This is a genomic window from Corallococcus silvisoli, from assembly GCF_009909145.1.
Classification (GTDB): domain Bacteria; phylum Myxococcota; class Myxococcia; order Myxococcales; family Myxococcaceae; genus Corallococcus; species Corallococcus silvisoli.
This window is the reverse complement of sequence record NZ_JAAAPJ010000012.1, coordinates 212,306-234,435: the sequence shown is the minus strand read 5'-3', so window position 1 is coordinate 234,435 and position 22,130 is coordinate 212,306. Positions and strand designations below refer to the sequence as shown.

Here is a 22,130-nt window from a genome sequence, read left to right as displayed (position 1 = left end):
GAAGGCGGGAGCATGATGCTGGACTTCAGGCAACCCAACCGGACGAAGCAGGAATTCGAAGAGCTGGCGCTGGCGCACCTGGATCCGCTCTATTCGGCGGCCCTTCGGTTGACCAAGAACGAGCGCGACGCCGAGGACCTGGTGCAGGACACCTGCATGCGGGCCTACCGCTTCTTCGACAAGTTCGAGCGCGGGACCAACATCAAGGCCTGGCTCTTCAAGATCCTCACCAACACCTTCATCAACCGCTACCGCCGCAAGGTGAAGGAGCGCACGGTGGTGGAGGGCGTGGAGCGCGAGGCGGTCCACGAGCGCTTCGTGAGCCGGGACGCGACGGACTTCGCGGCCAACCCCGAGCAGTACTTCTTCGACCGGCTCCTGTCGGACGACGTGCTGCGCGCCATCGACTCGCTGCCCATCGACTTCCGGCTGGTGGTCATCCTCGCGGACCTCCAGGAGTTCTCCTACAAGGAGATCGCGGAGATTCTGGAGTGCCCCGTGGGCACGGTGATGAGCCGGCTGTTCCGCGGACGCAAGCTGCTGCAGAAGACGCTGCGCGAGTACGCCGAGGGCCAGGGTGTCTTCCGTCACGACGGAGACCCGGTCCAGGTGCCCGCGGATCTGGAAGAGTACCGGCGCCGGAAGAAGGCAGGCTAAAAAGCAGTTGGAGGGGCGTCGTCTTCTCTCCGACCCGCCTCATCGAGCGCCCATGACCTGCCAGGAACTCGAGCGGTTGCTGTATCCGTACCTCGACGGCGAATTCCAGCCCGAGGAACGCCACGATGTGGAGTCGCATCTCGAAGGCTGCGCCGCGTGTGTCGCGCGCGTGGACGAGGAGATGCAGCTCCGTCAGACGCTGCGGCGCGCGGCGAAGCACGCCATCGCGTCCAAGGGCACGCGCGCGCCGGCGTCCCTGCGCGCGGGCATCCAGTCCGGCCTGCACCGCGAGCAGCGCCGCGCCCAGGTGAGCCAGTGGCTGCGCGCCGGGGCCATGGCCCTGGTGGTGGTGACGGTGAGCGGCGGCTGGATGATGTACCAGTCCGGGAGGGCGCAGAAGGCGACCATCCTGGAGGCCGTGCAGCGCCACACGCGCCAGCGGCCCCTGGAGTTCGTCGCGGGCACGCCGGAGCAGATTGAAGCGTGGTTCAACGACAAGGTCGAACACCGCATCACCCTGCCCCGCCTCCAGCAGGCCCGGCCCGTGGGCGCGCGCTTCTCCACGCTCAACGGCCAGGAGGTCGTCTACGTCAGCTACGAGACCCAGCCGCACCGCGCGAACGAGCCCAAGCGCAACATCGGCGTGTTCGTGTATCCGGCGACGGGCCAGCGGGTGATCAAGGACGAGGGCCCCACGGTGGAGAACGTCGCGGTGGACTCGAGCCAGGCGTACAACGTCGTCACCTGGCGTGATCAGGACATCACCTACGAGCTGGTGACGGACATGGACGACGCCGCCATCCTGCAGATGCTGAGGGATCAGGAGCTGCGCTCCAACGGTCTGGTGCGTCCCGCCCAGGTGAAGCCCGCCGTGAGCATCCAGCCCGTCTCGCTACAGCCCTGAAGTAGCCGGACATCGTGGGGGCCGGGTGGTCGCCTGCTCAACTGAATACCGGGCGTTGCGCCCGGTGTGAAGATTGACGGTCCCATGCATGGCCGATAGCCTCGACGGCGATTCTCCTCTCGCGCGCCACCGCTGAGTTTTCTCGGTGTCACACCGCGCGCCGCACCCCCAGGATGGCCGTCCCTTCATGTCCAAGCGAATCCTGATCGTCGAAAGCGACGCCACCCTCTCCGCCACCCTGCAGCAGGCACTGGAAGCCCGGGGCTTCACGGCGCAGACGACGGGCGACGGAAAGGGCAGCGTGGAGCTGATCCGCCGTGAGCGGCCGGACCTCGTGGTGCTCGCGGTGGACCTGTCCGCGGGACAGAACGGCTATCTCATCTGCGGCAAGCTGAAGAAGGACGACGAGCTGAAGACGGTGCCCATCGTCATCATCGGCAGCCCGGACGGCTTCGCGGCCCATAGCAAGCTGAAGGCGCGCGCGGACGAATACGTGGCGAAGCCGGTGGACACCTCCGTGCTGGTGGACCGCGTGGGCGGCGTGATCGGCTTCCCGGAGCCGCCCGTCAGCGAAGAGGTGGTGGACGAGAGCCTCACCCTCGACTCGCTGGGCAGCGAGCCCGCGACGGACTTCGGCGAGGAGATCGCCGTCGACACGGGCGAGGAGCCCGCGGTGGCCGGCGAAGACCTGGACATGCTCGACGACGCCTTCGGCGACCTGTCCGAGCCCGTCACGGGCACTCCCGAGGAGGAGCCCGTGGTGGCCCCGCCGGAGGAGGCGGAGACGCCGTCCGCCCTGGAGGAGATCTCGGCGCTCGACTCGCTGGGGCCGGACAACGACGACTCGCTCGACGTGCTGGGAGACCTGGGCGACGAACCGGAGGAGAAGACCGTCGTCGGCTTCATGCCGCCGGTGGATCCGGAGCCGGTGGTGGCGCCCACCCCGCCCCCCCGCGCACCCGCCGCGCCGCTGCGCGCGGTGCCCCCGCCCGCCGCCGCCCGCCCCGCGGTGGCCGCCGTCGCGGTGACGCCGATCTCGACGGGACCGTCCGCCGCGGACGTCGCGGAGCTGCGCAACCTGCGCGCGAAGGTGGCGGAGCTGCAGAGCGCGCTGGAGGACTCGCGCGGCCAGGCGTCGCAGGCCGAGGAGCGCGTGCAGTCGCTGGAGTCCGAGCTCCAGGCGAAGACCACGGAGCTGGAGGCGTCGCGGTCCACCGCCGGGAAGAGCGACAAGGACACCTTCGCGCTGCGTGACACCGTCAACAAGCGCGACAAGGAGATCCTCCGCCTCAAGTCGGAGCTGAACCAGAAGGACCAGGAGATCATCGAGCTGAAGGATCAGCACCTGGAGCTGGAGCAGAAGGCCAGCACCTCCGACGAGGAGCTGAGCCGCCGCGACGCGCAGATCAAGACGCTCACCAGCCGCACCGAGCAGCTCACCACGGAGCGCAAGCGCGTGGACCAGCAGCTCGCCACCGCCAAGGAAGAGGCGCGCGGCGCCACCGCGAAGCTGGGCGCGCTCCAGGCGGAGCTGGATCAGCACCAGGCCCAGGCCCAGGCCTTCCAGGGCGAGTCCGAGTCCCTTCGCGCCCAGCTGTCCCAGCAGGACGCGGACCTCCAGGCGGCGCGCGAGGAGGCCGAAGGGCTGCGCGCCCAGGTGGAGGCGGCGCAGGTGGAGGCCGAAGGGCTGCGCTCGCAGTTGGAGCAGTCCCAGGCGGATCTCTCCGCCCAGGGCGCCCAGGCCGCCACGGAGGCGGACGGGCTGCGCTCGCGCATCAGCGAGCTGGAGCAGGCGGCGGTGCGCAACGAGGAGCGCGTGACGAAGCTCTACGCGCGCATCAAGGGCGACGAGAAGCTGCGCGAGAAGACGAAGAAGGCGCTCGCCATCGCGCAGCAGCTGCTGGATGAGCCCGGCACCTCCGTGGGCGACGACGCCGACGAGGAAGCCGCGGCCTGAAGCACCCGCGGGCGGGGGAAGGCGCGGGAAGCACCCGCCCTCCCCTCCCGAAGCCCGGGGACGGCCCGGGCTACTTGCCGCCGTCCTTCTTGGGGGCGGTCTTCTTTTCATGCAGCTTCTTGGCGAAGGACTGCACGGCGGCGGGCACGTTCTTGTCGCGCGACAGGTCCTTCAGCTCCGCGTCGCGCAGCGTGTTGAGGAACTTCATGGTGACGGTGAGCGGCACCTTGGGGTTCTTCACCAGCGCGAGCTTCACCTTCTGCATCTTCGTCCACTCGCGGTTGTTGTAGATGACGCGCAGGACGTCTTCGTTGACGGCGCGGTTCGCGGCGCTCGCGAGCACCTCGCCGTCGGTGATGCGCGGGCTGCGGATGACGGCCACGCAGACGAGCTTGTTGGTGTCGCGGATGAGGGCGGAGCGCGCCTCCTTGTTGCCCAGCGTCCCCAGCTTGATCTTCTCCGCGATGGACATCTTCATGATGCGCTGCGCGAGCGTCAGGCGCTTGCCCTCCTCCATGGGGGCGGCGTCCTCCGCCTGCGCTTCCGTGCCCAGCTCCTGGAGCACCTCCTCCGCGGTGGGGCCCGGATCCGGCGGCGCGGCCGCGGCCTGGGGGCCGTAGATGCGCACCCGGGCCGCCTGCATCGCCGGCACGTCCGCGAGGATGAGGCCGCTGCGCACCGCGAAGTCGCAGACGCCGTCCACGAGCGACACCGGGACGCCGGGGTTCGCGCACAGGTTGCGGACGATGGACTCGTTGCGCAGCAGGCGCAGCTGGTTCTGGGAGATGATCTCCGCCACCTTCGGACTGCACGTGGCGGCCACGTCGGCCACGGCGTCGTCCGGCGTCTCGGAGTTGAGGACCAGCATCTCCGCGTAGGCTTCCTTGTCCTTGAGCAGGCCCAGGAAGTAGCCCAGCACGGGCGGAGGCACGCCTTCGTCGCGCAACGCGGAGCCCAGGATGCGGTCCGGCAGCGACGCGCACGTCTTGGCGGCCGTCTCGCGCACGTTCGCCTCCGGGTCGAAGGTGAGCATGAAGAGCGCGCCCAGCATGTCCGCCGGATTGAGCGGCACCAGCGACTTGGCCGCCATCATCCGCAGCGGCACGGGGGCATTGGGGTCCACGTGCTTGCGCAGGTTGGGCGGCAGGAACTCTGCGTTGAAGGGACAGCCCGGGGGCGGGGCCGGAATGGTGGGATCAGTGGCGGTGCTCATGACGCGTGATTCCTTCCGTAGATGATGCGCAGCCCCTCCAGGGTGAGGAACTCATCCACTTCCTGGATGGCCTTCGATTCACTGGCCACCAGCGGGGCAAGGCCCCCGGTGGCCACCACTTTCGCGGAGAAGCCCATCTCCGCCTCCATGCGCGCGCACAGGCCGTCCACCATGCTTACGTAGCCGTGGACGAGGCCGGACTGCATGGAGTGCACGGTGTTGCGACCCACCACGTGCGGCGGCCGCGCGAACTCCACGCGCGGCAGCTTGGAGGCATTCTGGAACAGGGCCTCCATGGAGATGTTGACGCCCGGACAGATGGCGCCGCCCAGGTACTCGCCCTTGGGCGTCACCGCGTCCAGCGTCGTCGCGGTGCCGAAGTCCACCACGATGAGGCCCCGGTGGTGCTTCTCGTAGGCGGCCACCGCGTTGACGATGCGGTCCGCGCCCACTTCCCGCGGGTTGTCGTAGAGGATGGGCATGCCCGTCTTCACGCCCGGCCCCACGAACATGGGGCGCGTCTTGAAGTAGCGCTCGCTCATCTTCTCCAGGCTGAACTGGAGCGGCGGCACCACGCTGGACACCACCACCGCCTTCACCTGGTTCGCGTCGATGCCGCTCCAGCCGAAGAGCTGGCGCACCAGGATGCCGTACTCGTCCGCGCTCCGGCGCGCGCTCGTCTCCAGGCGCCAGTGGTCCAAGAGCCGCCGGCCCTCGTACACGCCGAGAACGGTGTTCGTGTTGCCAACGTCGATGGCCAGGAGCATCACGCGCGCACTCTAGCGTTGGGGACGCAGCTGCTCCACGTCCCCCGCCAGCACGCGCTCCACGCGGCCGTCCGCCGTGCGCACCATCAGGGCGCCCGAGGGGTCGATGTCCTCCGCGAACCCCTCCCAGTCGCCCCGGTCCGTGCGCACCCGCACCCGCTGCCCCAGGGTGCTGGAGAGGGCCTTCCAGCGGGTACGCACCGCGTCGAAGCCAGAGGCGAGGTACGCGTCCAGCCAATGCTCCAGCCGCGTCCAGAGGGCCGCGGCGAAGGGGGCACGGGCCACCGGCCGCCCCAGGACCTGGGCCAGTGACGTGGCCGTGACGCGCAGCTCCTCCGGGAAGTGCTCCTCGCCCGCGTTGAGGTTGACGCCCACGCCCACGATGACGAAGTGGACGCGCTCGGGTTCGGCGGACAGCTCCGTGAGGATGCCCGCGACCTTCCGGCCTCCCAGCTGGACGTCATTGGGCCACTTGATGCCCGCGTCCGTGCCCGCCTCACGCAGCGTCTCCGCCAGGGCCACGGCGGCCACCAGCGTGAGCTCCGGGGCACGCTGCGGGGACAGCTCCGGGCGCAGGATGGCGGAGAAGTACAGGTTGAGTCCTGGGGGCGACACCCAGGCACGGCCCCGGCGGCCCTTGCCCGCGGTCTGCTGTTCGGCCACCACTACCGTTCCGTGGACCGCGCCGTCCTGGGCCAGCCGGAAGGCCGCCGCGTTGGTGGAGCCGATGGAGTCGTGGTGGTGCAACACCCGCCCCACCGCGCGGGTGCCGAGCAGCGGATGGACCTCCAGCGCGGAGAGCCGATCCGGCCGGCCCACCAGCCGGTAGCCCTTCGCGGGGACGGCCTCGATGCGGTAGCCCTTCAGGCGCAGGGACTCCACGTGCTTCCACACGGCGGTGCGCGACAGGCCCAGGCGGTTCGACAGCGCCTCGCCGGAGATGAAGGCCTCCCCGCCCTCGGCGAGGAAGTTCAGGATGCGCGCATCCTGCGTGAGCTCGTTGGGAGTCTCCACGGAAGCGGGACCTCAGTTCGGGGCGGGCGTGGCGGCGGGCTCGGTGCTCGTGCCCGGTGCGTTCGCCTTGAAGGAGATGAGCTCCAGCTCCGTCTGCGGCACGCGCTTGCCCTCGTGCTCCGTGGCGACGTCCACGCGGACCAGGCCCACGCCCGCGGCGAAGGTCATCGTGTTGACAAGCGTCGTCTGCGCGTCCACCCGGTTGCGGCCCTCCACGCTCACGCAGTTGGAGAAGGAGCCCGCGGGCACCTTGCACGCGAAGCCCACCTGCACCAGCTGATAGCGCTCCGTGGACGACACGGACACGACGTTGTTCCACCCGCGCCCGGCCTCCAGCGGGCCTCGCAGCAGGTAGCGCTTGGGGTCGCGCAGGCCGAAGCCGTCCACGGCGAGCTGGCCGCCCTGGTTGTCCAGGAAGTACCCGTCCTGCTCCTTGACGATCTCCACCGTGACGGGCTTGTCGTCGCGCCCGTCCAGCCGGTACGTCCACTGGTTGCCCACCGCCAGCGGGTAGTATTGGGCGATGGATTCGGGCGAGGGGCGTGCGTCCGTCTCCACGCGCCTCGCGCAGCCGGAGCCCAGGAGCGTGGCGGCCAGGAGGGCCACGCCCCCCACCATCGACAGCGATTGCTTCATGTTCAGGGGTCCGCGTGGCCCTGGCCACGCGCCTCCAGCGTTGCGTGGTTGCGTGATGCGTAGAGCGTGTCCAGCGCCTGCTGCGCGGCGGCCTGCACCGACGGCGTGTCATGGCCCTGGGCGACCGTGTAGAGGTACGCCTCCGCCTCCGGGCCGCCAATCTCTCCCACCGCGAAGACGATCTCCTGCAGGAAGCCGGAGTCCCGGCCGCGCGCCAGATCGATGAGCGCCGGTACCGCGCTCTTCGCCTTCATCTCCGCCAGCGCGCCGATGGTGCGGCGCACCTGATCCGCGTCGCTGGTGTCCTTGAGGCGATCAATCAGGAGCGGCGCGGCCGCGGGGTGCTTGCGCTCGGCCAGCGTTCGGAGGGCGAACTCGCGGATGCGCGAGTCGGCGGCCCGCAGGTCCGCCACCAGCGCGTCATCCGTCCTGTCCAGCGCGGACAGCTGGAGCACCGCCGACTCCGTCACCTGGCGCAGCACGTTCTCCAGCGCGGCGCGCATGGCGGCCTGGCGCCCCTCCACCGAGTCCTCCGCCACGGGCGCCTCGCCCAGTCCCACGACCTCGTAGCGCTGGGGGGTGTTGCCGCCGAAGCGCTCCAGGGACAGGTTGGCGCCGACCTCCGCGAAGCTGTGCGGGTTGCCGTCCTTCAGCACCTCTCGCGTGAAGGGCACGTCCAGCGTCAGCCGCCAGGGGCGGGCCTTCTTGGGGACCTCGTCGCCCAGCAGCTCGAAGCGCCCGGAGGTCGCCAGCGCGTCGGAGAGCAGCTCCTTCACGCCGTCCTGCCCGAAGCCCAGGAGCGCGTTGTCCTGCACGGTGGCCCCGGCCAGCTCCACCGGCGCCACCGGATAGCGCGGGGCCTGCGAGCGGCAGGCCCCGAGGAACAGCACGCAGGAGGTAAGCAGCAGGGCCGGCTTCATGGCCCCCCCAGGCTAACACTCCCGCGTCCACCGCACCCGATTCCGTGCGGGCTTCAGCCCTCCTTGTTGCCCTCGGACGAACCCTCCGTGGAGGAGGACACCGGCGCCTCGTGCACTTCGCGGGCCTCGCGGATCTCCGCGGGCTCCCCGGTGGGCGTCGCCTCGGTGGACGACTCCTCGTGGGGCAACGCCGCGGTCGCGTGCGGGGTCACTGCGTCGGACGCGGCTACGGCCCGGGCCTCGCCTGACTCCGGCGCGGATCCAGACGGAGCCTGCACCGCTTCGCCCGCCTGCCAGGCATTGCCCACGCCTTCCGGCGCGGCGGCGGCCTCACTGTGAGGAGGGCTGGCGGGCACCTCCGGGGTCACGGCCTCGCCCGCGAGCGCGGCAAGCCCTTCAGCGCCACCCGCGGACGGCGCGGCGCTCTCCCCGGAAGCTGCGGCGGCCTCGCCGTTGGGCGCGGCGGCCTCGCCGTTGGGCGCGGCGGCCTCGCCGTTGGGCGTGCCCTCCGCTCCGCGAGTGCCACGGCCCCGGCGACCCCGGCGGCGGCGGCGGCGGCGCTTGCGCTCGGAGGCGTTGGCGTCGGTCGCGGCGCCACCCTCGGCGCCCTCCTTCGCTCCGCCCACGAAGGCGCTGGCGGCCTCCAGGTCATCGTCCTCGCCCTCGTCGTCACCGTCCTCGGACTCGTCCTCCTCCGACGTCGGCGTGAACCCGGCGGCGGCCGGCGGCGCGGGGGCCACCGGTGACGCCTTGGACTCGGGGGCCTCGGCACCGGACGCGGCGGCGTCGCGGGCCTCGGCCCGTTCGCGCTGACGGTCGCGGCGGCGCTCGGAGCGCTCCGCCCGGTCACCGCGCTCGGGACGCTCCGCGCGCTCCGGCCGGTCCGTGGCGGGGGTGGCGGCCTCCACTTCGCCGCCCTCCTCGCGGGCCTGCTTCTCGCTCTTGCGCTCCTCGCGGCGGCGCTGGGCCTCCTCGGCGTCCAGCTTCGCGGCCTCGAAGAAGCGCTCGTCGATGTCGTACAGCTCCACCTGGGTGACGGTGACGGCCGTCTTCGCCTCCAGGAACTTCTCGCCCAGGGCGTCTCCGCACCACAGCATCACGAGCGAGCCCGTGGCCTGCGCTTCGGAGCGCGCGTCGCCACGCACCTCGCCCGCGCTCACCAGCAGGCCCACCTGCGCGGAGTAGTGGCCCAGGTCGCGCCGCAGCTCCTGCACCGTCTTGCGGTCGATGCCCGGCACGCCCTTGAGCATGCGCACCGCGTAGCGCAGCTCCACGCTGCCCTCGCGCTTGCGCGCGGTGAGCAGGGGGCCTTCCTTGGAGCGCTTCGCGACCTTCAGCTCGCGGAAGCCCAGCCCGTGCATCATCTTCACCACGGACTTCTCGAAGGTGCCCACGTCCGCGTCGCCCAACCGCTTGCGCAGCCCGCGCGCCACCGCCCGGCGCGCGTCCTTGAGGGCCGTGCGCGCGGTGGTGATGAGGGCCTCGTCGACCAGCGGCTCGGCACCCGGGGCGGGCTTGCCCAGCACCGGGCGGCCCCCCTCCAGCGGAATGCCCAGCGCCTGCGCGAAGGCGGCCTGGAGCTCCAGGGGCGGCGCCTCGCTCGGCGCGCCCGCGCGCTCCAGCGACACCTCGCCGGTCTCCTGGTTGAAGGCGTACTGCGGCCGGCGGCCCGCGTCGATGCGGCGCTGGTTGTCCTCCAGCAGGGCGGTGAGCACCGCCTCCACCGTGGTCTCCTCGGCGCACAGCTCCTTCGCCTTGGCGCGCTCGATGAGCTGATCCGTGCGCAGCGCGACGTCCGCCTCGCTGAGGATCTCGAACACCACCTCCGGCAGCGGCGGGAAGCGCTTGCGGCGTCCACCCCGCTCCTCGTCGCCCTCGTCCCTGCGGCGCTTGCGCTCCGTGCCCCGCCCCGACGCGCGCACGTTGTCCGTGCGCGGCTCCGGGTGGCGCTCCACGGGCCGCAGCGGAGGGAGATCCTCCTCCGGATGCGGCTCCATCACGCCCGTCTGAGCAAGTGCCTCGGCATCCTCGGAGAGCGACCAGTCCGTCAGCGCGAAGGTATCCTTCGCCGTGACAATCACCTTGCGATCCCGCGTCCGTCTCGCCATGGCAGCCAGACGCGACAACATCGTCACCTCTGGGGTCTTGCCGATGTGGGACAGCAGGCTCAGCTGGATGGACTTCTCCGTGATTTCAAGGAAATGCAGGGGGCGACCTTCGCTCTCCAGTACCCTGAGCGCGGCCTCGTAAAATGTCATCGAGTATTCCCCAAGAATTCCGAACGGTTACAAAAATGTAGGTCCGTATGGGCGGCGGATGCTAGCCACCGCTAAACTGGCTTGTCAACGAACGTCAATGACCCGGCTACGCATCGGACACCACTGGAAGCGCGAACCGTCAGCCTCCCCGCTCGATTCCATCGCGCTGGAACTGGACGGCGTGAACCTGTTGTCCGGGGCGGTGGAGGAGCCCTTGACGGAGGTCATTCCCGCTCTGGTGGAGGCGGTGGCGGCCCTGCACGCGGGGCGGCGGCGGTTGGCGCAGGTTTCGCTCACCGAAGCGCACCTGGAGCTCGTGCTGCGGCGCATCGGACCGGACATCGAACTTTCGGTGGCGAGCCTGGCCCGGCCGGCCCACCTCCTGCGCCCGCCCATCCGGGTGGACGCCGAGGAACTCACCCGGGCGACCCGCCAGAGCGGCCAACGCTTCCTCCAGGACGTGACCAAGCTCGCCCCCAAGGCCCTGTCGGCCGCGGCCGCCCGGAAGCTGGGCGAGGAGCTCAAGGGCCTGGGAAAGGCCACCCCGCAGAGGGAGGACGCGCCGGCGCCCCCCACCCCGCTCCGGATCGAGCCCGTGTCGGTGCCGGGGTTCGGCTTCGAGCTGAAGGACATCTCCCCCGCCTCGCGCGAGGCCCCCTCGAAGGGCCCCCCTGGGGCGCTGGCGCCGCTGCTGGGCGCGGGTGAGGTGTGGCTCGCGCTGCCCGGGCGGCCACAGGCATGGCGCGCGCAGGGGCCGCCCTTCCTCACGGTGCTGGAGCTGTCCCGGCAGGCGGTGGAGCTGGCGCGGGCCGTGGAGCTGGGTGAGGCCCGCTTCGAGTTCGAGCCCGCGGGCGTGCGCCCCGTCCTGACGCTGGACCTCCCAGGCCGGCGGGCGAAGCTCGGGCCCACGGGGGCGTACTTCGAGCTGGAGCCGGCGGCGCTCCTCTCCGCGCTCTTCCAGTTGGGGGAGGCGCTGGGGCTGGCCTTCGCGGAGGCCCACCGGGTCCAGGTCTCCAACCCGTACCTCGTGGAGCTGGCGGAGCGCTGCCGTGAGGGGCTGTCGCACCTGCGAGGCGCCCACAAGCCTCCGGAGGCGGAGGGCGAGGCTCGCGAGCGCAGGAGCCCCCCGGCGCGCGGCGAGTCCCGCCCCCTGAAGGTGTCCGGGAAGCTGCGGCGCCTGCGCTTCGAGAAGCTGTGGGAGCAGCGCGGGCTGGAGGAGCCGGAGGAGGCGCGGCTGCTGCTGGGCCGCCACGGGCCGGTGTACTGCGCGCCGGGGCTCGCGGGCGCGTTCTCACGCAAGGACGGCGCGGTGTTGTGGCGGCGCTCCGCGTCGCTGGGCGTGGCGGCATCCGCGGACGGCTACGCGGTGGCGGCGGACGACGCGCGCGTGTACGGCTTCACCGGCCGGGGCCCGGGCGCGCGCTGGCTGCACGACCACGACGGCATCCCCCTGGGGCCGCTGCTGCTTCGCAAGGACGGGCTGCTCCTGACGCTGTCGGAGGACCGCACGGCGGTGGCCTTCTCGGAGACCACGGGCCGCGAGCAATGGCGTCTGGCCCCGCCCCGGACGCAGCGCGGGTGGCTGGCCACGCAGGGGCACCGGGCGCTCCTGTCCACGGACTCGGGCTATCTCTACGGCCTGGACCTGGAGGATGGACAGGTGCGCTACCGGCTGCGCTCGCCCCTGCCCTTCCACGGGCCTCCGGTGGCGTGGGGCCGGCGCTTCCTGGCGCTCCTGGGGCGCGGCTCGCATCAGGCGTTGCTGCTCGCGGACGCGCATACCGGCGAAGCGCAGTGGACGTACGAGCCGGGCCTCACCCAGCCCTCCAAGCCGCTGCCGGTGGGCACGCGGGCGCTCCTGGCCGGGATGCGGGACGACGACGGGTTCCTGCTGTGCCTGGACTCACGCGGGCGCAAGGTCTGGGAGCGCGCCCTGCACCTGGGGCCCGGGCCCTACGCCCTGGCACCCCTGCCGCGCGCCGTGGTGGTGACGAGCGCGTCCGGAGCCGCCACCCGGGTGGCGCTGTCCGGGCAGGTCGACTGGCGCGTGGGGGCCGCGGGCGAACCGTTGATCACCGCGCTGCCGGCGCGCACCGCGCGCGACGTGACGCTGGTGGCGGGAGAAGTGGTGCGCGCGGTGGACCCCCGCGGCGGTCAGGTGCTCGCGGAGGTCCGCGCGGGGGCGGGGCTGGTCGCGCTCCAGGCCGACGTGCGCCTCAACCTGTACTTCCTGGACGACGCCGGCACGCTGTCCGCGTACCGGCTGGGCTCGCACTTCGCCGTCGTGAAGTAGCGCGGGCGGGGCTGATCCGCCCATCGCTAGAACGAAGGGCTCATCCGCCCATCGCTAGAACGAAGGGCTCATCCGCCCTTCTTGGCGGAGGCCTTGGCCGGGTCGATGTCCTCCTCCGGCCGCTCCTCCTGGGTGGCGCCCTCCCACGTCTCGTTGGCGCCCAGCTTCCACTCCGACGGCACCTCCATCTTCCACACGTAGGTGGCGTTGGCGTTGCCGCCAGAGGCCGCGTGCGAGGAGACGTTGATGGTCATCTCCAGCTTCGACACGTCCGCGGGCAGCAGGTCCAGGTCGTAGTGGCCCAGCACCATCTGCGGGGGGAACTCGGTGACGAGGCGCTCGGGGTAGTCGATCTTCATCGACGGGTCCCCGCCGCGCATCTCGCCCAGCAGCTTGCCCTTCGCGTCGGTGAGCTTCCACACCGTGTCGAACGCGGCGCTGGTGACCATCTTCTTCACCTTGCCCTCGTCCTTCTCCACCCGCTGCGCGCCCCAGAGCACCAGCTGCAGGCGCACCTGCGGCTTGCCCATCACCATCACCACGTCGTTGGAGACGATGTCCAGGCGCATGCCCTTGTCGGTGGCGGTCCACACCGGGCGGTAGCGCCCCTCGTGCAGGGCGTCGAACTGCTTGCGCGCGTACTCGTAGAACGCCTTGCGGTCATTCGCGCGGGTGTCCTTCTTGTCGCCGCCCGACTCCGCGCGCTTGTCCAGCTCCGCGAGGTAGCCGTCGAACTTCTTGTTGCCCCCGAAGCGCGTCAGGTGCGCGTCGATGTCATCGAAGTACGCCTTGAGGAAGGGCTTCAGCTCGTCCCGGTAGGAGGCCTCGTCCGGGTTGGAGCGCATCCACCCCACGCGCTCCAGGTAGACGGCCTGGATGCGGCGAAAGTCCGCGTCCCGCTCCGCCTCCTGCGCCCGGGCGGAGGCGGTGCGATGGCTCGCCACCGCGGCGACGATCACCAGGGCGATGACAACGATGATTCCGAAGTAGCGCTTCAAGCGACAGGCTCCTGTGCGTTCGGGCAGGCAATGATATGAGCCTGCATCATCGTGCCCCAGGCCGAGGGAATCCACCTGTTCACCGTCCCCCTTCCCCTGGAGGAAGGGGATCTGCTGGGAAGCCCCCAGATCGCCTGGCAGGCCTATGGGAAACCGTCTGATGGCAAAGCGGTGGTGGTGCTGCACGACCTGTCGCATTCCCATCAAGCGCTGAGCACGGAAGTGAACGGGCCCTACCAACCTTCGGGCTGGGGCCGTGAGCTCATCGGGCCGGGCAAGGCGCTGGATCCGGACGTGACGCCCGTCCTGGTGCCCAATCTGCTGGGCAGCCCCTTCGGCTCCACGTCGCCGGTGACGCCGGAGCCGAACAGCGGGAGGGTCTGGGGCGCGTCGCTGCCTCCCATCACCGTGCTGGACATGGCGCGAGGCGTGTCCGCGCTGCTCCGGGCGCGGGAGCTCACGCGCGTGCGGGCGCTGGTGGGCGTGGGCCTGGGCGGGCTCGTGGCGCTGCGGCTCGCGGCGCTGTTCCCGGAGCTGGCGGACGGCGTGATCGTGCTGGGCGCGGCGCGAGCGCTGCCGGAGGGCCTGCGCGAGAAGCTGGGCCTCACGTCCCAGGTGCTGCGCATGGCCCCCGACAACGAGGACACCCCGCCGCTGCGTGAGCGCGTCCCCAACCGGACGCTGGCGCGGCTGCGGCTGGACTACCTCAAGCTGCTCTACGGACGCGACCACCTGAGCACGGCGTATCCGGACAGCGCGACCGCGCAGGCGGCGCTGGAGGCGGAGGCCGCGTCATTCGCGGACACGTTCGATCCGGCGGCGTGGTCGGTGCTGTGCTCGGCCTACGCGGCCTGCGACCTGACGGACGCGTTCCCGAAGATCAAGGCGCGGGTGCTGCTGCTCGCGGGCGCGACGGACGCGCTGGCGCCAGCGGGGCGCGTGCGCGACACGTACCACCTGCTGACGGCGGCCGGGGTGCAGGCGCGGTTCGTGGAGCTGCAGGGGCCGGGAGATCACGGCACCTTGCTGGCGGACGCCCACCGGCTCAAGGGGCCGGTGCAGGACTTCCTGCGCTGGCTGCGAGGCTAGCGCGGCGTCTGGTGCTGGGAGGCGAGCCGCGCCCGGAGCGCGCCCACGAGCATCCCGATGGCGATGTCGTTGTTGCCGCCGTGCGGGATGATGATGTCCGCGTGGTGCTTGGACGGCTCCACGAAGCCCATGTGCATGGGGCGCACGTGGCGCAGGTACTGGCCCACCACGTGGTCGAAGTCGCGGCCGCGGTCCTTGATGTCCCGCGTGAGGCGGCGAAGGATGCGCAGGTCGTCGTCCGCGTCGACGTAGATCTTCACGTCCATCTCGTCGCGGACCTCCTTCATGTGCAGCACGAGGATGCCCTCGATGAGGATGATGTCCCCGGGGTCCACGCGGTGCGTGTGCTGCTGGCGGCCGGACGTGACGAAATCGTAGACGGGCTTCTGGATGGCGTGGCCCTGCTTGAGGGCGCGCAGGTGGCTGACCAGCAGCTCCGTATCGAACGCGTCGGGATGGTCGAAGTTCACCTCCCGCCGGTCCACCAGGGACATCTCCTTCAGGTCCCGGTAGTACGAATCCTGATCAATGAAGGCGACCCGGCAGTCGGCGAGGGCCTCACGCACCTTGCGGGCCACCGTGGTCTTACCGGACGCGGTGCCGCCCGCGATGCCAACGACGAGGGGAGACGACATGCGGCGGGCAGTATCCCACCAGACAGGTGGGCGCAAGGATCCGTTGACGGGCCGTCGCCAGGCGTCCTTCACCCCCGCCGCAAGAGGCCTCGACCCTGCCCTTCCGCGAGCAGCCACGCGGGCAAGTCCTCCAACGGACGCGGGCCTTCGGCGAGCATCCGCAGCCCCTCCGCGACCTCCGGCGGCAGCGTCAGGACCTCGAAGCCCGTCCCCTTCCGGCGGATGGCGAAGCGCCAGGGCCCCGGTCCAGGCCGGGCCGCCACCTGGGCCAGGGCCTCCAATCCAGACGTCTCCAGGGCCCCACAGGCCCACGCACGGCCGGTGAGGTGCCGCCGCAATGCGCGTGCGGCGAACACCAGCTCCGTCAGGTCCGCGGGGAAGGCGCCCAGGCGGACGTCCTCGGCCAGCGCCACCTGTCCCGGGGCGGGAGGCTCGGGCGGCTGGAGGAAGGCGTGCGGGAGCATCATCTCCAGCGACAGCGCGGCGGCCACCCCGTCCGACGGCGCGGCCATCACCCGCTTGCGCGCCCAGGACGCGAACGCGTGCGACAGCGACCGGCCCAGGCCGTCGAAGAGGCCCCGGTACTCGCGCGAGCGGGTGAAGGCCTCGAGCCCCTCGGGCGTCGCCGCGAGCAACAGCCGCGTCAGGGGCCAGTCCCGGTCCAACTGCTCGGCCACCACCGCCAGCCGGAAGTCCCGGTCCGCGCGCGTGCCCTCCGGGTCCTCATCCTCCGCGGCGGGCGTCACGCCATGCCCCGCGTCGAACAGCGCCCACGGACGGCTCTCTCCAGTGAGCGCGGGCACGGGCCCCTTCGCCGAAGGAAGGGTGAGGGCCGGACGGGACTCCTTCGGCACGAGCGCCCGCAGGCGGCGCAGCGACACGAGCGCCACCTCTGGCGGATGGCCGTCGCCCTCGAACGTGACGGCGCGCAGGCGTGGGCAGCGCGGGAGCACCTCCGCCAGCAGCTCGAACAGCTCCTCGCGCACGGGCTGCGTGTGGTCATCCACGTAGAAGGTCCGCGCCCCCCGGCGCGTCACCACCCCGCCCGCGAGGTGGATCTCCACCACCTGATCCAACGGGAAGCCGTCCAGCCCCGTTCGCGGAGGCAGCCCCGCGGACAGCTGGTGGCTGAGGAGGTGGCCCAGGTCCAGGAGCAACGGCAGGCCCGTGCGAGCGTGCAGCCTGGCCATGAAGTCCAGCGCGTGAAGCCCGCCGCGCGTGGCGAGCACCGCGGGGTTCTCCACCACCAGCGGGACGCTCAACCCCGCCTGGATGTGGAGCGCGTGCGCCGCGCAGTCCCGGACGCCCGCCTCGCTGAACGGCGGCGTCACATAGAGGTAGCCCGGGAAGGGCTGCCCGCCCGCGTGCCACCACCCCACGTCGTTGCCCACCCAGGGGCTGCCCACCGCCCGCGCGTGCGCGTCCAGTGCCGCGAGCGCGGACGCGGGCTCCAGCTCCGGCCCCCAGAGGTTCAGGTGCACCGGGTGGAAGAGCACCGGCACCTCTTCACGCCGACGCCACATCTCCGGAAAGAGCGTGGCCTGCGCCCTCGCCTCCTCCAACGCGATGGGCGCGCTGTACTCCACGAAGTCGAAGAGCCCAGGCGAGCTGTCGAGCAGCCGGTACGGATGCGGCACGTCCGACGCACTCAGGTTGCTGCTCAGCCCCAGCCCCAGCCAGGGCAGGGACCACGATTCAGGCACGGGACGCGTCATGGCCTCACCCTAATCAGCCCGGCTCGCCTTGTGGGGCCTGCCTTCTGGCGCCTCCAGGCCCAGGCGCGTGTCCTGGGAGGTGAGCAGCCGCCCATCCGCCGCGCGCACCTCCAGCGGCTTCAGCGGCTGGCCATGGGCCTTGTCGAGGAGCCGCGTGCGCGCCTCGCCCGGCTCGAAGCAGTGCGCGTGGCCCCACTCTCCCAGGGCGACGAGGATGGGAAAGAGGCCCCTCCCCTTCTCCGTCAACACGTACTCACTCCAGGCGCTGCCGTCGGACGCGGGGCGGACCTCCAGGATGCCGTGCGAGACCAGGTGGCGCAGGCGCTGCGAGAGGATGTTCTTCGCCACGCCCAGGCTCTTCTGGAACTCGCCAAAGCGGCGCAGCCCGGCATGCGCGTCGCGAACGATGAGCAGCGACCACCAGTCCCCCATGACATCCAGGGACCGGGCCACCGGGCACACCGTCCCCTCCATGCTCGTCCGCTTCATCGCCGCCTCCTTCCGTCCGGGGAGATGCCGGCCCCGTCGCCGGGGACCTCATCGCATCGGGTTGCATAACGAAACCACCGCGTTTATTCATCCGCCAATTGGTTTCATCATGAAACCATTTAAACCGGAGGCAATCGGATGCGGCTCAAGGGGAAGACGGCGCTGATCACGGGTGGCAACAGCGGCATCGGGCTGGCGACGGCGCGGCTGTTCGTGGCGGAGGGGGCGCGGGTGGCCATCACCGGGCGCAATCCGCGGACGCTGGACGCGGTGGTGAAGGAGCTGGGCGGGGACGTGCTGGCGGTGCAGGCGGACGCCACCCAGCCGGCGGCGCTGGAGCGCGCGGTGGCGGCGACGGTGGAGCGGTTCGGCGGGCTGGACATCGTGTTCGCGAACGCGGGCATCGCCGGAGAGACGTTCGTGGGGAAGACCTCGCTGGAGGCGTTCGCGTCCATCCTGGAGACCAACGTCACCGGCGTGTTCTTCACGGTGCAGGCCGCGGCGGCGCACTTGAAGGCGGGGGCGTCCATCATCCTCACGAGCTCGGTGCACAGCGAGCTGGGCATGCCGGGGTACTCGGCGTACGCGGCGAGCAAGGGCGCGCTGAAGGCGATGGCGAGCGTGCTGGCCGCGGAGTTCTCGCCCCAGGGCATCCGCGTCAACGTCGTATCGCCCGGCGCGACGCGCACGCCCATCTGGGCCAAGTCCGCGCCCGACCCGACGGCCCATGCCCAGTTGCACAAGCGCATCTCCGCCACCGTCCCCATGGGCCGCATGGGCGAGCCCGAGGAGATCGCGAAGACGGTGTTGTTCCTCGCCTCGGATGACGCGTCGTACGTGAATGGTCAGGATCTCTACGTTGACGGTGGCGTCAACGGTGCCGCGTTGGGCGCGGCCCTGTTCCGCGCGCCCGCGCCGGCCTGATACTGGCGACCATTCCTCTCAACCCCTGGACGTGGCGATGACCTCCCCCCTCAAGCCCACCGCGGTCGTGGTGGGCGTCGGCGTTGAACAGGGCCTGGGCGCGGCCCTGTGCCGGAAGTTCGCGGCGCAAGGGCACCATGTGCTGGCCGCCGGGCGTACCCGGGAGAAGCTGTCCCGAGTGGTCGCGACCCTCACGGCCGCGGGCGGCAGCGGAGAGGCCATCGTCACCGACACGACCCAGGAAGCGGACGTCGCCCGGCTGTTCGACCGGGCGATGGCGCCGGGGAATGGCTTCGCCCCGGTGGACCTGGTCGTGTTCAACGCGGGCAACAACCGCCCCATGCCCTTCCGCGACGTGGACGCCGCGATGTTCGAGGACTTCTGGCGGGTGGGCTGCTTCGGAGGGTTCCTCGTCGGGCGCGAGGCGGCGCGCAGGATGGTGCCCCAGGGCGGGGGCACGGTGATCTTCACCGGCGCCTCGGCCAGCCTGCGCGGCAAGGCCGGCTTCGCGCACTTCGCCGCCGCGAAGGCGGGGCTGCGGATGATCTCCCAGGGCATGGCGCGCGAGTTCGGCCCGCAGGGGCTGCACGTCGCCCATGTCCTCATCGACGGCGGCATCGACGGCGAGCGGGTGCACACGCTCGCCCCGGAGCGGGTGAAGGCGCTCGGCGAGGACGGACTGCTGAACATCGACGCCATCGCGGAGACGTACTGGCAGCTCCACCGCCAGCATCGTTCCGCGTGGACGCAGGAGGTGGACCTGCGGCCCTTCAAGGAGTCGTTCTAGGGCCAGGGCCCGGCCTCAGCTTTCTGAAGCCTCCTCAATTTTCCGAGCACGGGGACCCCTCCCAGGACAGCGCTCCCGACGGGCAACGCGATGGCATTCCCATTGCTCTGCTCGCGGGACACCACGTCCTACGGGAGTCGTCCATGAACACGAATCGGTTGCGGCATCTCTTCTCTCGGGCCCTGCGGGCATCGCTCGCCACGCCCCTGGTGCTGGCGGGTTGCGGCACCCAGTCGGCGGTCCTGGACGGCTACTCCAACATCGAGTGCACGCCGCGGGGCGAGCCCGCCATCACGGACCTGAGCATCCAACCCGCGCAGGACTCGGTCGCGCTTCGCCTCATCACGAGAAATGGCGACGAGACGCCGACGACGTATTCGAACCAGGCCTCCGTGGGTCAGCCCTGCGCGACGGCCTCCGACGTGCCCGCCTGTGAGCAAGCCCTGACGGATGCGCGGTCCACGGAGGGCTTCCACGGCGCCTGCATCCAGGTCTGCTCGGATTACTTCCTGGCGACGACGCGCGGCGACGAGGTGAAGACCTGGTCGTCGCTGAAAGCGCTCCAGCAGCTCCTGGGCGCCGTCGACACCGCGCAGGATGCGGCGCTGCTGACGTTCGCCGCGGGATACCAGCTGAGCTGCGACACGCTCGAGAAGGGGGCGGTGCGGCGGAACGACGACGGGAGCTTCAACGTCGTGGGCACGAAGGGCTTCGCATGCGGAGAGGGCACGAACCTGACGCAGTACGTGGTCAAGGTGTCCGCCAATGGCGAGGTCCACGAAGTGGAGAAGCACGTGCTGGAGAAGGGCAGCAGCAACTGCGCCGTGGGCCGCCGGCCCGCCGGGCTCCAGGACACGGGCGCGGAGGCTTGCGAGGACGCGCTGGGCCAATACTTCGCGACGACCGCGCACCTGGAGGCCGCGTCCATCCACGCCTTCCTGCGCCTGCGTGAGGAGCTGGCCCTGCATGGCGCGGACGCGGGCCTCCTGGACGCGGCGCTCGCGAGCGCCGTGGACGAGGTCGCGCATGCGGAGATGACGGGGCGGCTCGCGCGCCGCTTCGGGGCCACGCCTCCGCCGCCGTCCGTCACGGACGTGCCGCCGCGGCCCCTGGACGCCGTGGCGCGCGACAACGCCGTGGAGGGCTGCGTGCGCGAGACGTTCGGCGCGCTGGTGGCCCACCACCAGGCCCTGCACGCGCGCGATGCCGAGGTGCGCGAGGCCCTGGTCCGCATCGCCGAGGACGAGACGCGGCACGCGGGCCTCTCCTGGGACATCGACCGGTGGGTCCGTTCGCGGCTGTCCGCGCCGGAGCGGGAGGCGCTGCGAGAGGCCCAGCGGCACGCCGTGGCGCTGCTGCGCGCGGAGGTCGCGATGCCCGTCGACGCCGCGCTCGTCACCGAGGCCGGCCTGCCCACGCCCGAGGCCGCGCTGGCGATGCTCGACACGCTGGAGCAGGAGCTCTGGGCCTGAGTCCCACCGGAGGACGCGTGCTCAGGTCGTCGGCTTGCGGGTGGCGGCTTCCCGCGCGGCTTCGAGCACGTCGTCCACCGCGGACTCCACCGCGTCGCTGACCAGCTCCGGCGCGGACGTGCGCCAGCGCTCGAGCGACGCTTCATGCATCGCCTCCGGGTCCTGCAGGCGCGCATCCGCTTCGGGAGCCACCTGCGCGATGCAATCCGGGCACACGCCCTCCAGCGCGCGCGACCAGACCTCCAGGTGCGTGGTGATGAGCACGCCCTCCATGGCCAGGGCCTCGCGCAGCCCCCGCCGGCCCGCGCCGCGCATCTGCGCGCCATGCACGCGATCCAACATCGTCCGCATCCACGAGGCCACCGCCTCTGGCCGCGGACAGGTCTGCCTGCCACACACCCGACATGTCGTCTGCCAGGGCTGTCCTTCGGGGGGATTCATCACTTCCGGCTCCTCGCGCCCGGCGTCCGCGCTCGCTTTAGCAGGGCCCCTGCCCTCGCGCACGTAGACGCGGACCTCGGAGAATGCGGAGAATCCAACTTCTTTGCCCACCCGTGGAGGCAAGCCCATGTCCCGAGCCGAAATCGACGAATCGTATGCGCAGTTCCGTGGAGCGTGGCGGCTGTTCGCGCTGGGGCTGCCCGGTGGCGAGGTGGTGGAGCGGCCGGAGGTGTTCATCACGGCGGGCCACGTGGCGTGGTCGCTGATGAACATGGCGTTCCTCCCGAAGCCGGTGGAGACGGAGGCGGAGCTGGAGCGCGCGGTGGACTCGGCCGCGCGCTACTTCGCGCGAGGGCCCCATGGATGGGCCTTCACGCTCACGCAGGACTGGCTGGCGCCGTCGTTGCGGGAGCGGGCGGACGCGGTGCTTGCGGCGCGGGGACTCAAGCCCGGCATGGTCACGACGGGCATGGTGGCGGACCGGCTGCTCGAACCGGTGCGCCCGCTGCCGCCGCTCGACCTGCGGCCGGTGCGGGATGCGTGGGGCCACAACGCGATCGCGGACGTGAACGCCGCCAGCTACGACATGCCGCAAGTGCTCGGGCGCGAGGCGCTGGCCGCGCCGGGCATCTTCGGCCCCGAGTGCCGCGCCTTCGTGGGCTGCCACGAGGGCGCCCCCACGACGACCACCGCGGCGCTGCGCGTGGAGGGCGTCGTCTACATCGCGCTCGTGGCGACCCTGGCCGAGCACCGCCGCCAGGGCGCCGCGGAGACCGTCTTGCGCCACGCGCTGGAGCAGGCGAAGGCGGCGTGGGGGCTGGAGCGCACGGTGCTGCATGCCACGGCCGCCGGCGCGCCCGTCTACCGCCGCATGGGCTACCGGGACGTCACGACGTTCTGCTCGTACTTCGCCCCCGCGAAGGGCGCGTGACCGCGCGGGTGGACGGGAGCCCCCCGACGG

The 22,130-nt window shown here is 71.4% G+C and carries 20 protein-coding genes; 9 read left to right on the top strand and 11 right to left on the bottom strand.

Annotation, left to right across the window (positions count from 1 at the left end):
* Positions 1-15: 15 nt before the first annotated feature.
* The 3 genes from GTY96_RS24330 to GTY96_RS24320 all read left to right on the top strand — a co-directional run bounded on the left by GTY96_RS24330 (position 16) and on the right by GTY96_RS24320 (position 3,518).
* Entirely contained in the window at positions 16-657 is a 642-nt protein-coding gene (locus GTY96_RS24330; RefSeq protein WP_143908841.1) for a sigma-70 family RNA polymerase sigma factor, read from the top strand.
* Positions 658-709: 52 nt separating this feature from the next.
* Entirely contained in the window at positions 710-1,561 is an 852-nt protein-coding gene (locus GTY96_RS24325; RefSeq protein WP_161665960.1) for an anti-sigma factor family protein, read from the top strand.
* Between the two features lie 187 nt (positions 1,562-1,748).
* Positions 1,749-3,518 carry a response regulator gene (locus GTY96_RS24320; RefSeq protein WP_143908710.1) on the top strand — a complete coding sequence of 590 codons (1,770 nt, stop codon included), beginning with the start codon at positions 1,749-1,751 and terminating at the stop codon, positions 3,516-3,518.
* A 70-nt stretch (positions 3,519-3,588) separates the two neighbouring features.
* Here the strand turns inward: GTY96_RS24320 and GTY96_RS24315 are convergent, their stop codons facing one another.
* The 6 genes from GTY96_RS24315 to GTY96_RS24290 are packed head-to-tail and all read right to left on the bottom strand — an operon-like array spanning position 3,589 to position 10,326.
* Positions 3,589-4,731 (bottom strand): hypothetical protein, encoded by a 1,143-nt coding sequence (locus GTY96_RS24315; RefSeq protein WP_161665959.1) that lies wholly within the window; start codon positions 4,729-4,731, stop codon positions 3,589-3,591.
* The gene (locus GTY96_RS24310) at positions 4,728-5,498 is read right to left on the bottom strand and encodes a type III pantothenate kinase (protein WP_143908839.1); all 771 of its coding nucleotides are present in this window, start codon (positions 5,496-5,498) and stop codon (positions 4,728-4,730) included. The genes GTY96_RS24315 and GTY96_RS24310 overlap by 4 nt, the downstream gene beginning before the upstream one ends.
* A gap of 12 nt (positions 5,499-5,510) precedes the next feature.
* Positions 5,511-6,512, bottom strand: coding sequence for a biotin--[acetyl-CoA-carboxylase] ligase (locus tag GTY96_RS24305; protein WP_161665958.1), 1,002 nt, complete (start codon positions 6,510-6,512; stop codon positions 5,511-5,513).
* Between the two features lie 12 nt (positions 6,513-6,524).
* Entirely contained in the window at positions 6,525-7,148 is a 624-nt protein-coding gene (locus GTY96_RS24300; protein WP_161665957.1) for a hypothetical protein, read from the bottom strand.
* Between the two features lie 2 nt (positions 7,149-7,150).
* Positions 7,151-8,068, bottom strand: a complete 918-nt coding sequence (locus GTY96_RS24295; protein WP_143908702.1) for a HEAT repeat domain-containing protein — start codon at positions 8,066-8,068, stop codon at positions 7,151-7,153.
* A 53-nt stretch (positions 8,069-8,121) separates the two neighbouring features.
* Complete coding sequence (locus GTY96_RS24290; RefSeq protein ID WP_161665956.1) at positions 8,122-10,326, bottom strand: HTH domain-containing protein; 2,205 nt, start codon at positions 10,324-10,326, stop codon at positions 8,122-8,124.
* Positions 10,327-10,423: 97 nt separating this feature from the next.
* Between GTY96_RS24290 and GTY96_RS24285 the strand changes: the two genes are divergently transcribed.
* On the top strand, positions 10,424-12,619 hold the full coding sequence (locus GTY96_RS24285) for an outer membrane protein assembly factor BamB family protein (RefSeq protein ID WP_161665955.1): 2,196 nt from the start codon (positions 10,424-10,426) through the stop codon (positions 12,617-12,619).
* A 68-nt stretch (positions 12,620-12,687) separates the two neighbouring features.
* Here the strand turns inward: GTY96_RS24285 and GTY96_RS24280 are convergent, their stop codons facing one another.
* Positions 12,688-13,617 (bottom strand): hypothetical protein, encoded by a 930-nt coding sequence (locus GTY96_RS24280; protein WP_186002183.1) that lies wholly within the window; start codon positions 13,615-13,617, stop codon positions 12,688-12,690.
* Between the two features lie 51 nt (positions 13,618-13,668).
* Here GTY96_RS24280 and GTY96_RS24275 point away from each other — a divergent pair, with 51 nt between their 5' ends.
* Positions 13,669-14,706 carry a homoserine O-acetyltransferase family protein gene (locus GTY96_RS24275; RefSeq protein WP_161665954.1) on the top strand — a complete coding sequence of 346 codons (1,038 nt, stop codon included), beginning with the start codon at positions 13,669-13,671 and terminating at the stop codon, positions 14,704-14,706.
* On the opposite strand, the gene udk is transcribed toward GTY96_RS24275, so the two are convergent.
* The 3 genes from udk to GTY96_RS24260 form a co-directional block, all read right to left on the bottom strand.
* On the bottom strand, positions 14,703-15,341 hold the full coding sequence (gene udk / locus GTY96_RS24270) for a uridine kinase (protein ID WP_143908696.1): 639 nt from the start codon (positions 15,339-15,341) through the stop codon (positions 14,703-14,705). The two genes, GTY96_RS24275 and udk, sit on opposite strands and share 4 nt — an antisense overlap.
* Positions 15,342-15,409: 68 nt before the next feature.
* Positions 15,410-17,056 (bottom strand): DUF692 domain-containing protein, encoded by a 1,647-nt coding sequence (locus tag GTY96_RS24265; RefSeq protein ID WP_161665953.1) that lies wholly within the window; start codon positions 17,054-17,056, stop codon positions 15,410-15,412.
* 9 nt (positions 17,057-17,065) lie between these two features.
* Positions 17,066-17,545, bottom strand: a complete 480-nt coding sequence (locus tag GTY96_RS24260; RefSeq protein ID WP_143908692.1) for a winged helix-turn-helix transcriptional regulator — start codon at positions 17,543-17,545, stop codon at positions 17,066-17,068.
* Between the two features lie 138 nt (positions 17,546-17,683).
* On the opposite strand from GTY96_RS24260, the gene GTY96_RS24255 reads away from it, so the two are divergent.
* The 3 genes from GTY96_RS24255 (at position 17,684) to GTY96_RS24245 (ending at position 20,728) form a co-directional block, all read left to right on the top strand.
* Positions 17,684-18,469 carry an SDR family NAD(P)-dependent oxidoreductase gene (locus GTY96_RS24255; protein WP_143908690.1) on the top strand — a complete coding sequence of 262 codons (786 nt, stop codon included), beginning with the start codon at positions 17,684-17,686 and terminating at the stop codon, positions 18,467-18,469.
* A gap of 37 nt (positions 18,470-18,506) precedes the next feature.
* Positions 18,507-19,256 carry an SDR family NAD(P)-dependent oxidoreductase gene (locus GTY96_RS24250; protein WP_161665952.1) on the top strand — a complete coding sequence of 250 codons (750 nt, stop codon included), beginning with the start codon at positions 18,507-18,509 and terminating at the stop codon, positions 19,254-19,256.
* 143 nt (positions 19,257-19,399) lie between these two features.
* Positions 19,400-20,728 carry a ferritin-like domain-containing protein gene (locus GTY96_RS24245; RefSeq protein ID WP_143908686.1) on the top strand — a complete coding sequence of 443 codons (1,329 nt, stop codon included), beginning with the start codon at positions 19,400-19,402 and terminating at the stop codon, positions 20,726-20,728.
* Positions 20,729-20,749: 21 nt separating this feature from the next.
* Here the strand turns inward: GTY96_RS24245 and GTY96_RS24240 are convergent, their stop codons facing one another.
* Positions 20,750-21,070, bottom strand: coding sequence for a hypothetical protein (locus GTY96_RS24240; RefSeq protein WP_143908684.1), 321 nt, complete (start codon positions 21,068-21,070; stop codon positions 20,750-20,752).
* A 226-nt stretch (positions 21,071-21,296) separates the two neighbouring features.
* Here GTY96_RS24240 and GTY96_RS24235 point away from each other — a divergent pair, with 226 nt between their 5' ends.
* Positions 21,297-22,100, top strand: coding sequence for a GNAT family N-acetyltransferase (locus tag GTY96_RS24235; protein ID WP_161665951.1), 804 nt, complete (start codon positions 21,297-21,299; stop codon positions 22,098-22,100).
* The last annotated feature ends 30 nt before the right edge of the window (positions 22,101-22,130 follow it).

What these genes read in the sequence shown, in the direction of transcription:
- GTY96_RS24320 (WP_143908710.1), top strand. Translation starts at nt 1,749, where the DNA reads ATGTCCAAGCGAATCCTGATCGTCGAAAGCGACGCCACCCTCTCCGCC.
- GTY96_RS24295 (WP_143908702.1), bottom strand. Translation starts at nt 8,068, where the DNA reads ATGAAGCCGGCCCTGCTGCTTACCTCCTGCGTGCTGTTCCTCGGGGCC.
- GTY96_RS24245 (WP_143908686.1), top strand. Translation starts at nt 19,400, where the DNA reads ATGAACACGAATCGGTTGCGGCATCTCTTCTCTCGGGCCCTGCGGGCA.
- GTY96_RS24260 (WP_143908692.1), bottom strand. Translation starts at nt 17,545, where the DNA reads ATGAAGCGGACGAGCATGGAGGGGACGGTGTGCCCGGTGGCCCGGTCC.
- GTY96_RS24250 (WP_161665952.1), top strand. Translation starts at nt 18,507, where the DNA reads ATGACCTCCCCCCTCAAGCCCACCGCGGTCGTGGTGGGCGTCGGCGTT.
- GTY96_RS24315 (WP_161665959.1), bottom strand. Translation starts at nt 4,731, where the DNA reads ATGAGCACCGCCACTGATCCCACCATTCCGGCCCCGCCCCCGGGCTGT.
- GTY96_RS24325 (WP_161665960.1), top strand. Translation starts at nt 710, where the DNA reads ATGACCTGCCAGGAACTCGAGCGGTTGCTGTATCCGTACCTCGACGGC.
- GTY96_RS24310 (WP_143908839.1), bottom strand. Translation starts at nt 5,498, where the DNA reads ATGCTCCTGGCCATCGACGTTGGCAACACGAACACCGTTCTCGGCGTG.
- GTY96_RS24235 (WP_161665951.1), top strand. Translation starts at nt 21,297, where the DNA reads ATGTCCCGAGCCGAAATCGACGAATCGTATGCGCAGTTCCGTGGAGCG.
- GTY96_RS24330 (WP_143908841.1), top strand. Translation starts at nt 16, where the DNA reads ATGCTGGACTTCAGGCAACCCAACCGGACGAAGCAGGAATTCGAAGAG.
- GTY96_RS24240 (WP_143908684.1), bottom strand. Translation starts at nt 21,070, where the DNA reads ATGTTGGATCGCGTGCATGGCGCGCAGATGCGCGGCGCGGGCCGGCGG.
- GTY96_RS24290 (WP_161665956.1), bottom strand. Translation starts at nt 10,326, where the DNA reads ATGACATTTTACGAGGCCGCGCTCAGGGTACTGGAGAGCGAAGGTCGC.
- udk (WP_143908696.1), bottom strand. Translation starts at nt 15,341, where the DNA reads ATGTCGTCTCCCCTCGTCGTTGGCATCGCGGGCGGCACCGCGTCCGGT.
- GTY96_RS24265 (WP_161665953.1), bottom strand. Translation starts at nt 17,056, where the DNA reads ATGACGCGTCCCGTGCCTGAATCGTGGTCCCTGCCCTGGCTGGGGCTG.
- GTY96_RS24285 (WP_161665955.1), top strand. Translation starts at nt 10,424, where the DNA reads ATGACCCGGCTACGCATCGGACACCACTGGAAGCGCGAACCGTCAGCC.
- GTY96_RS24300 (WP_161665957.1), bottom strand. Translation starts at nt 7,148, where the DNA reads ATGAAGCAATCGCTGTCGATGGTGGGGGGCGTGGCCCTCCTGGCCGCC.
- GTY96_RS24255 (WP_143908690.1), top strand. Translation starts at nt 17,684, where the DNA reads ATGCGGCTCAAGGGGAAGACGGCGCTGATCACGGGTGGCAACAGCGGC.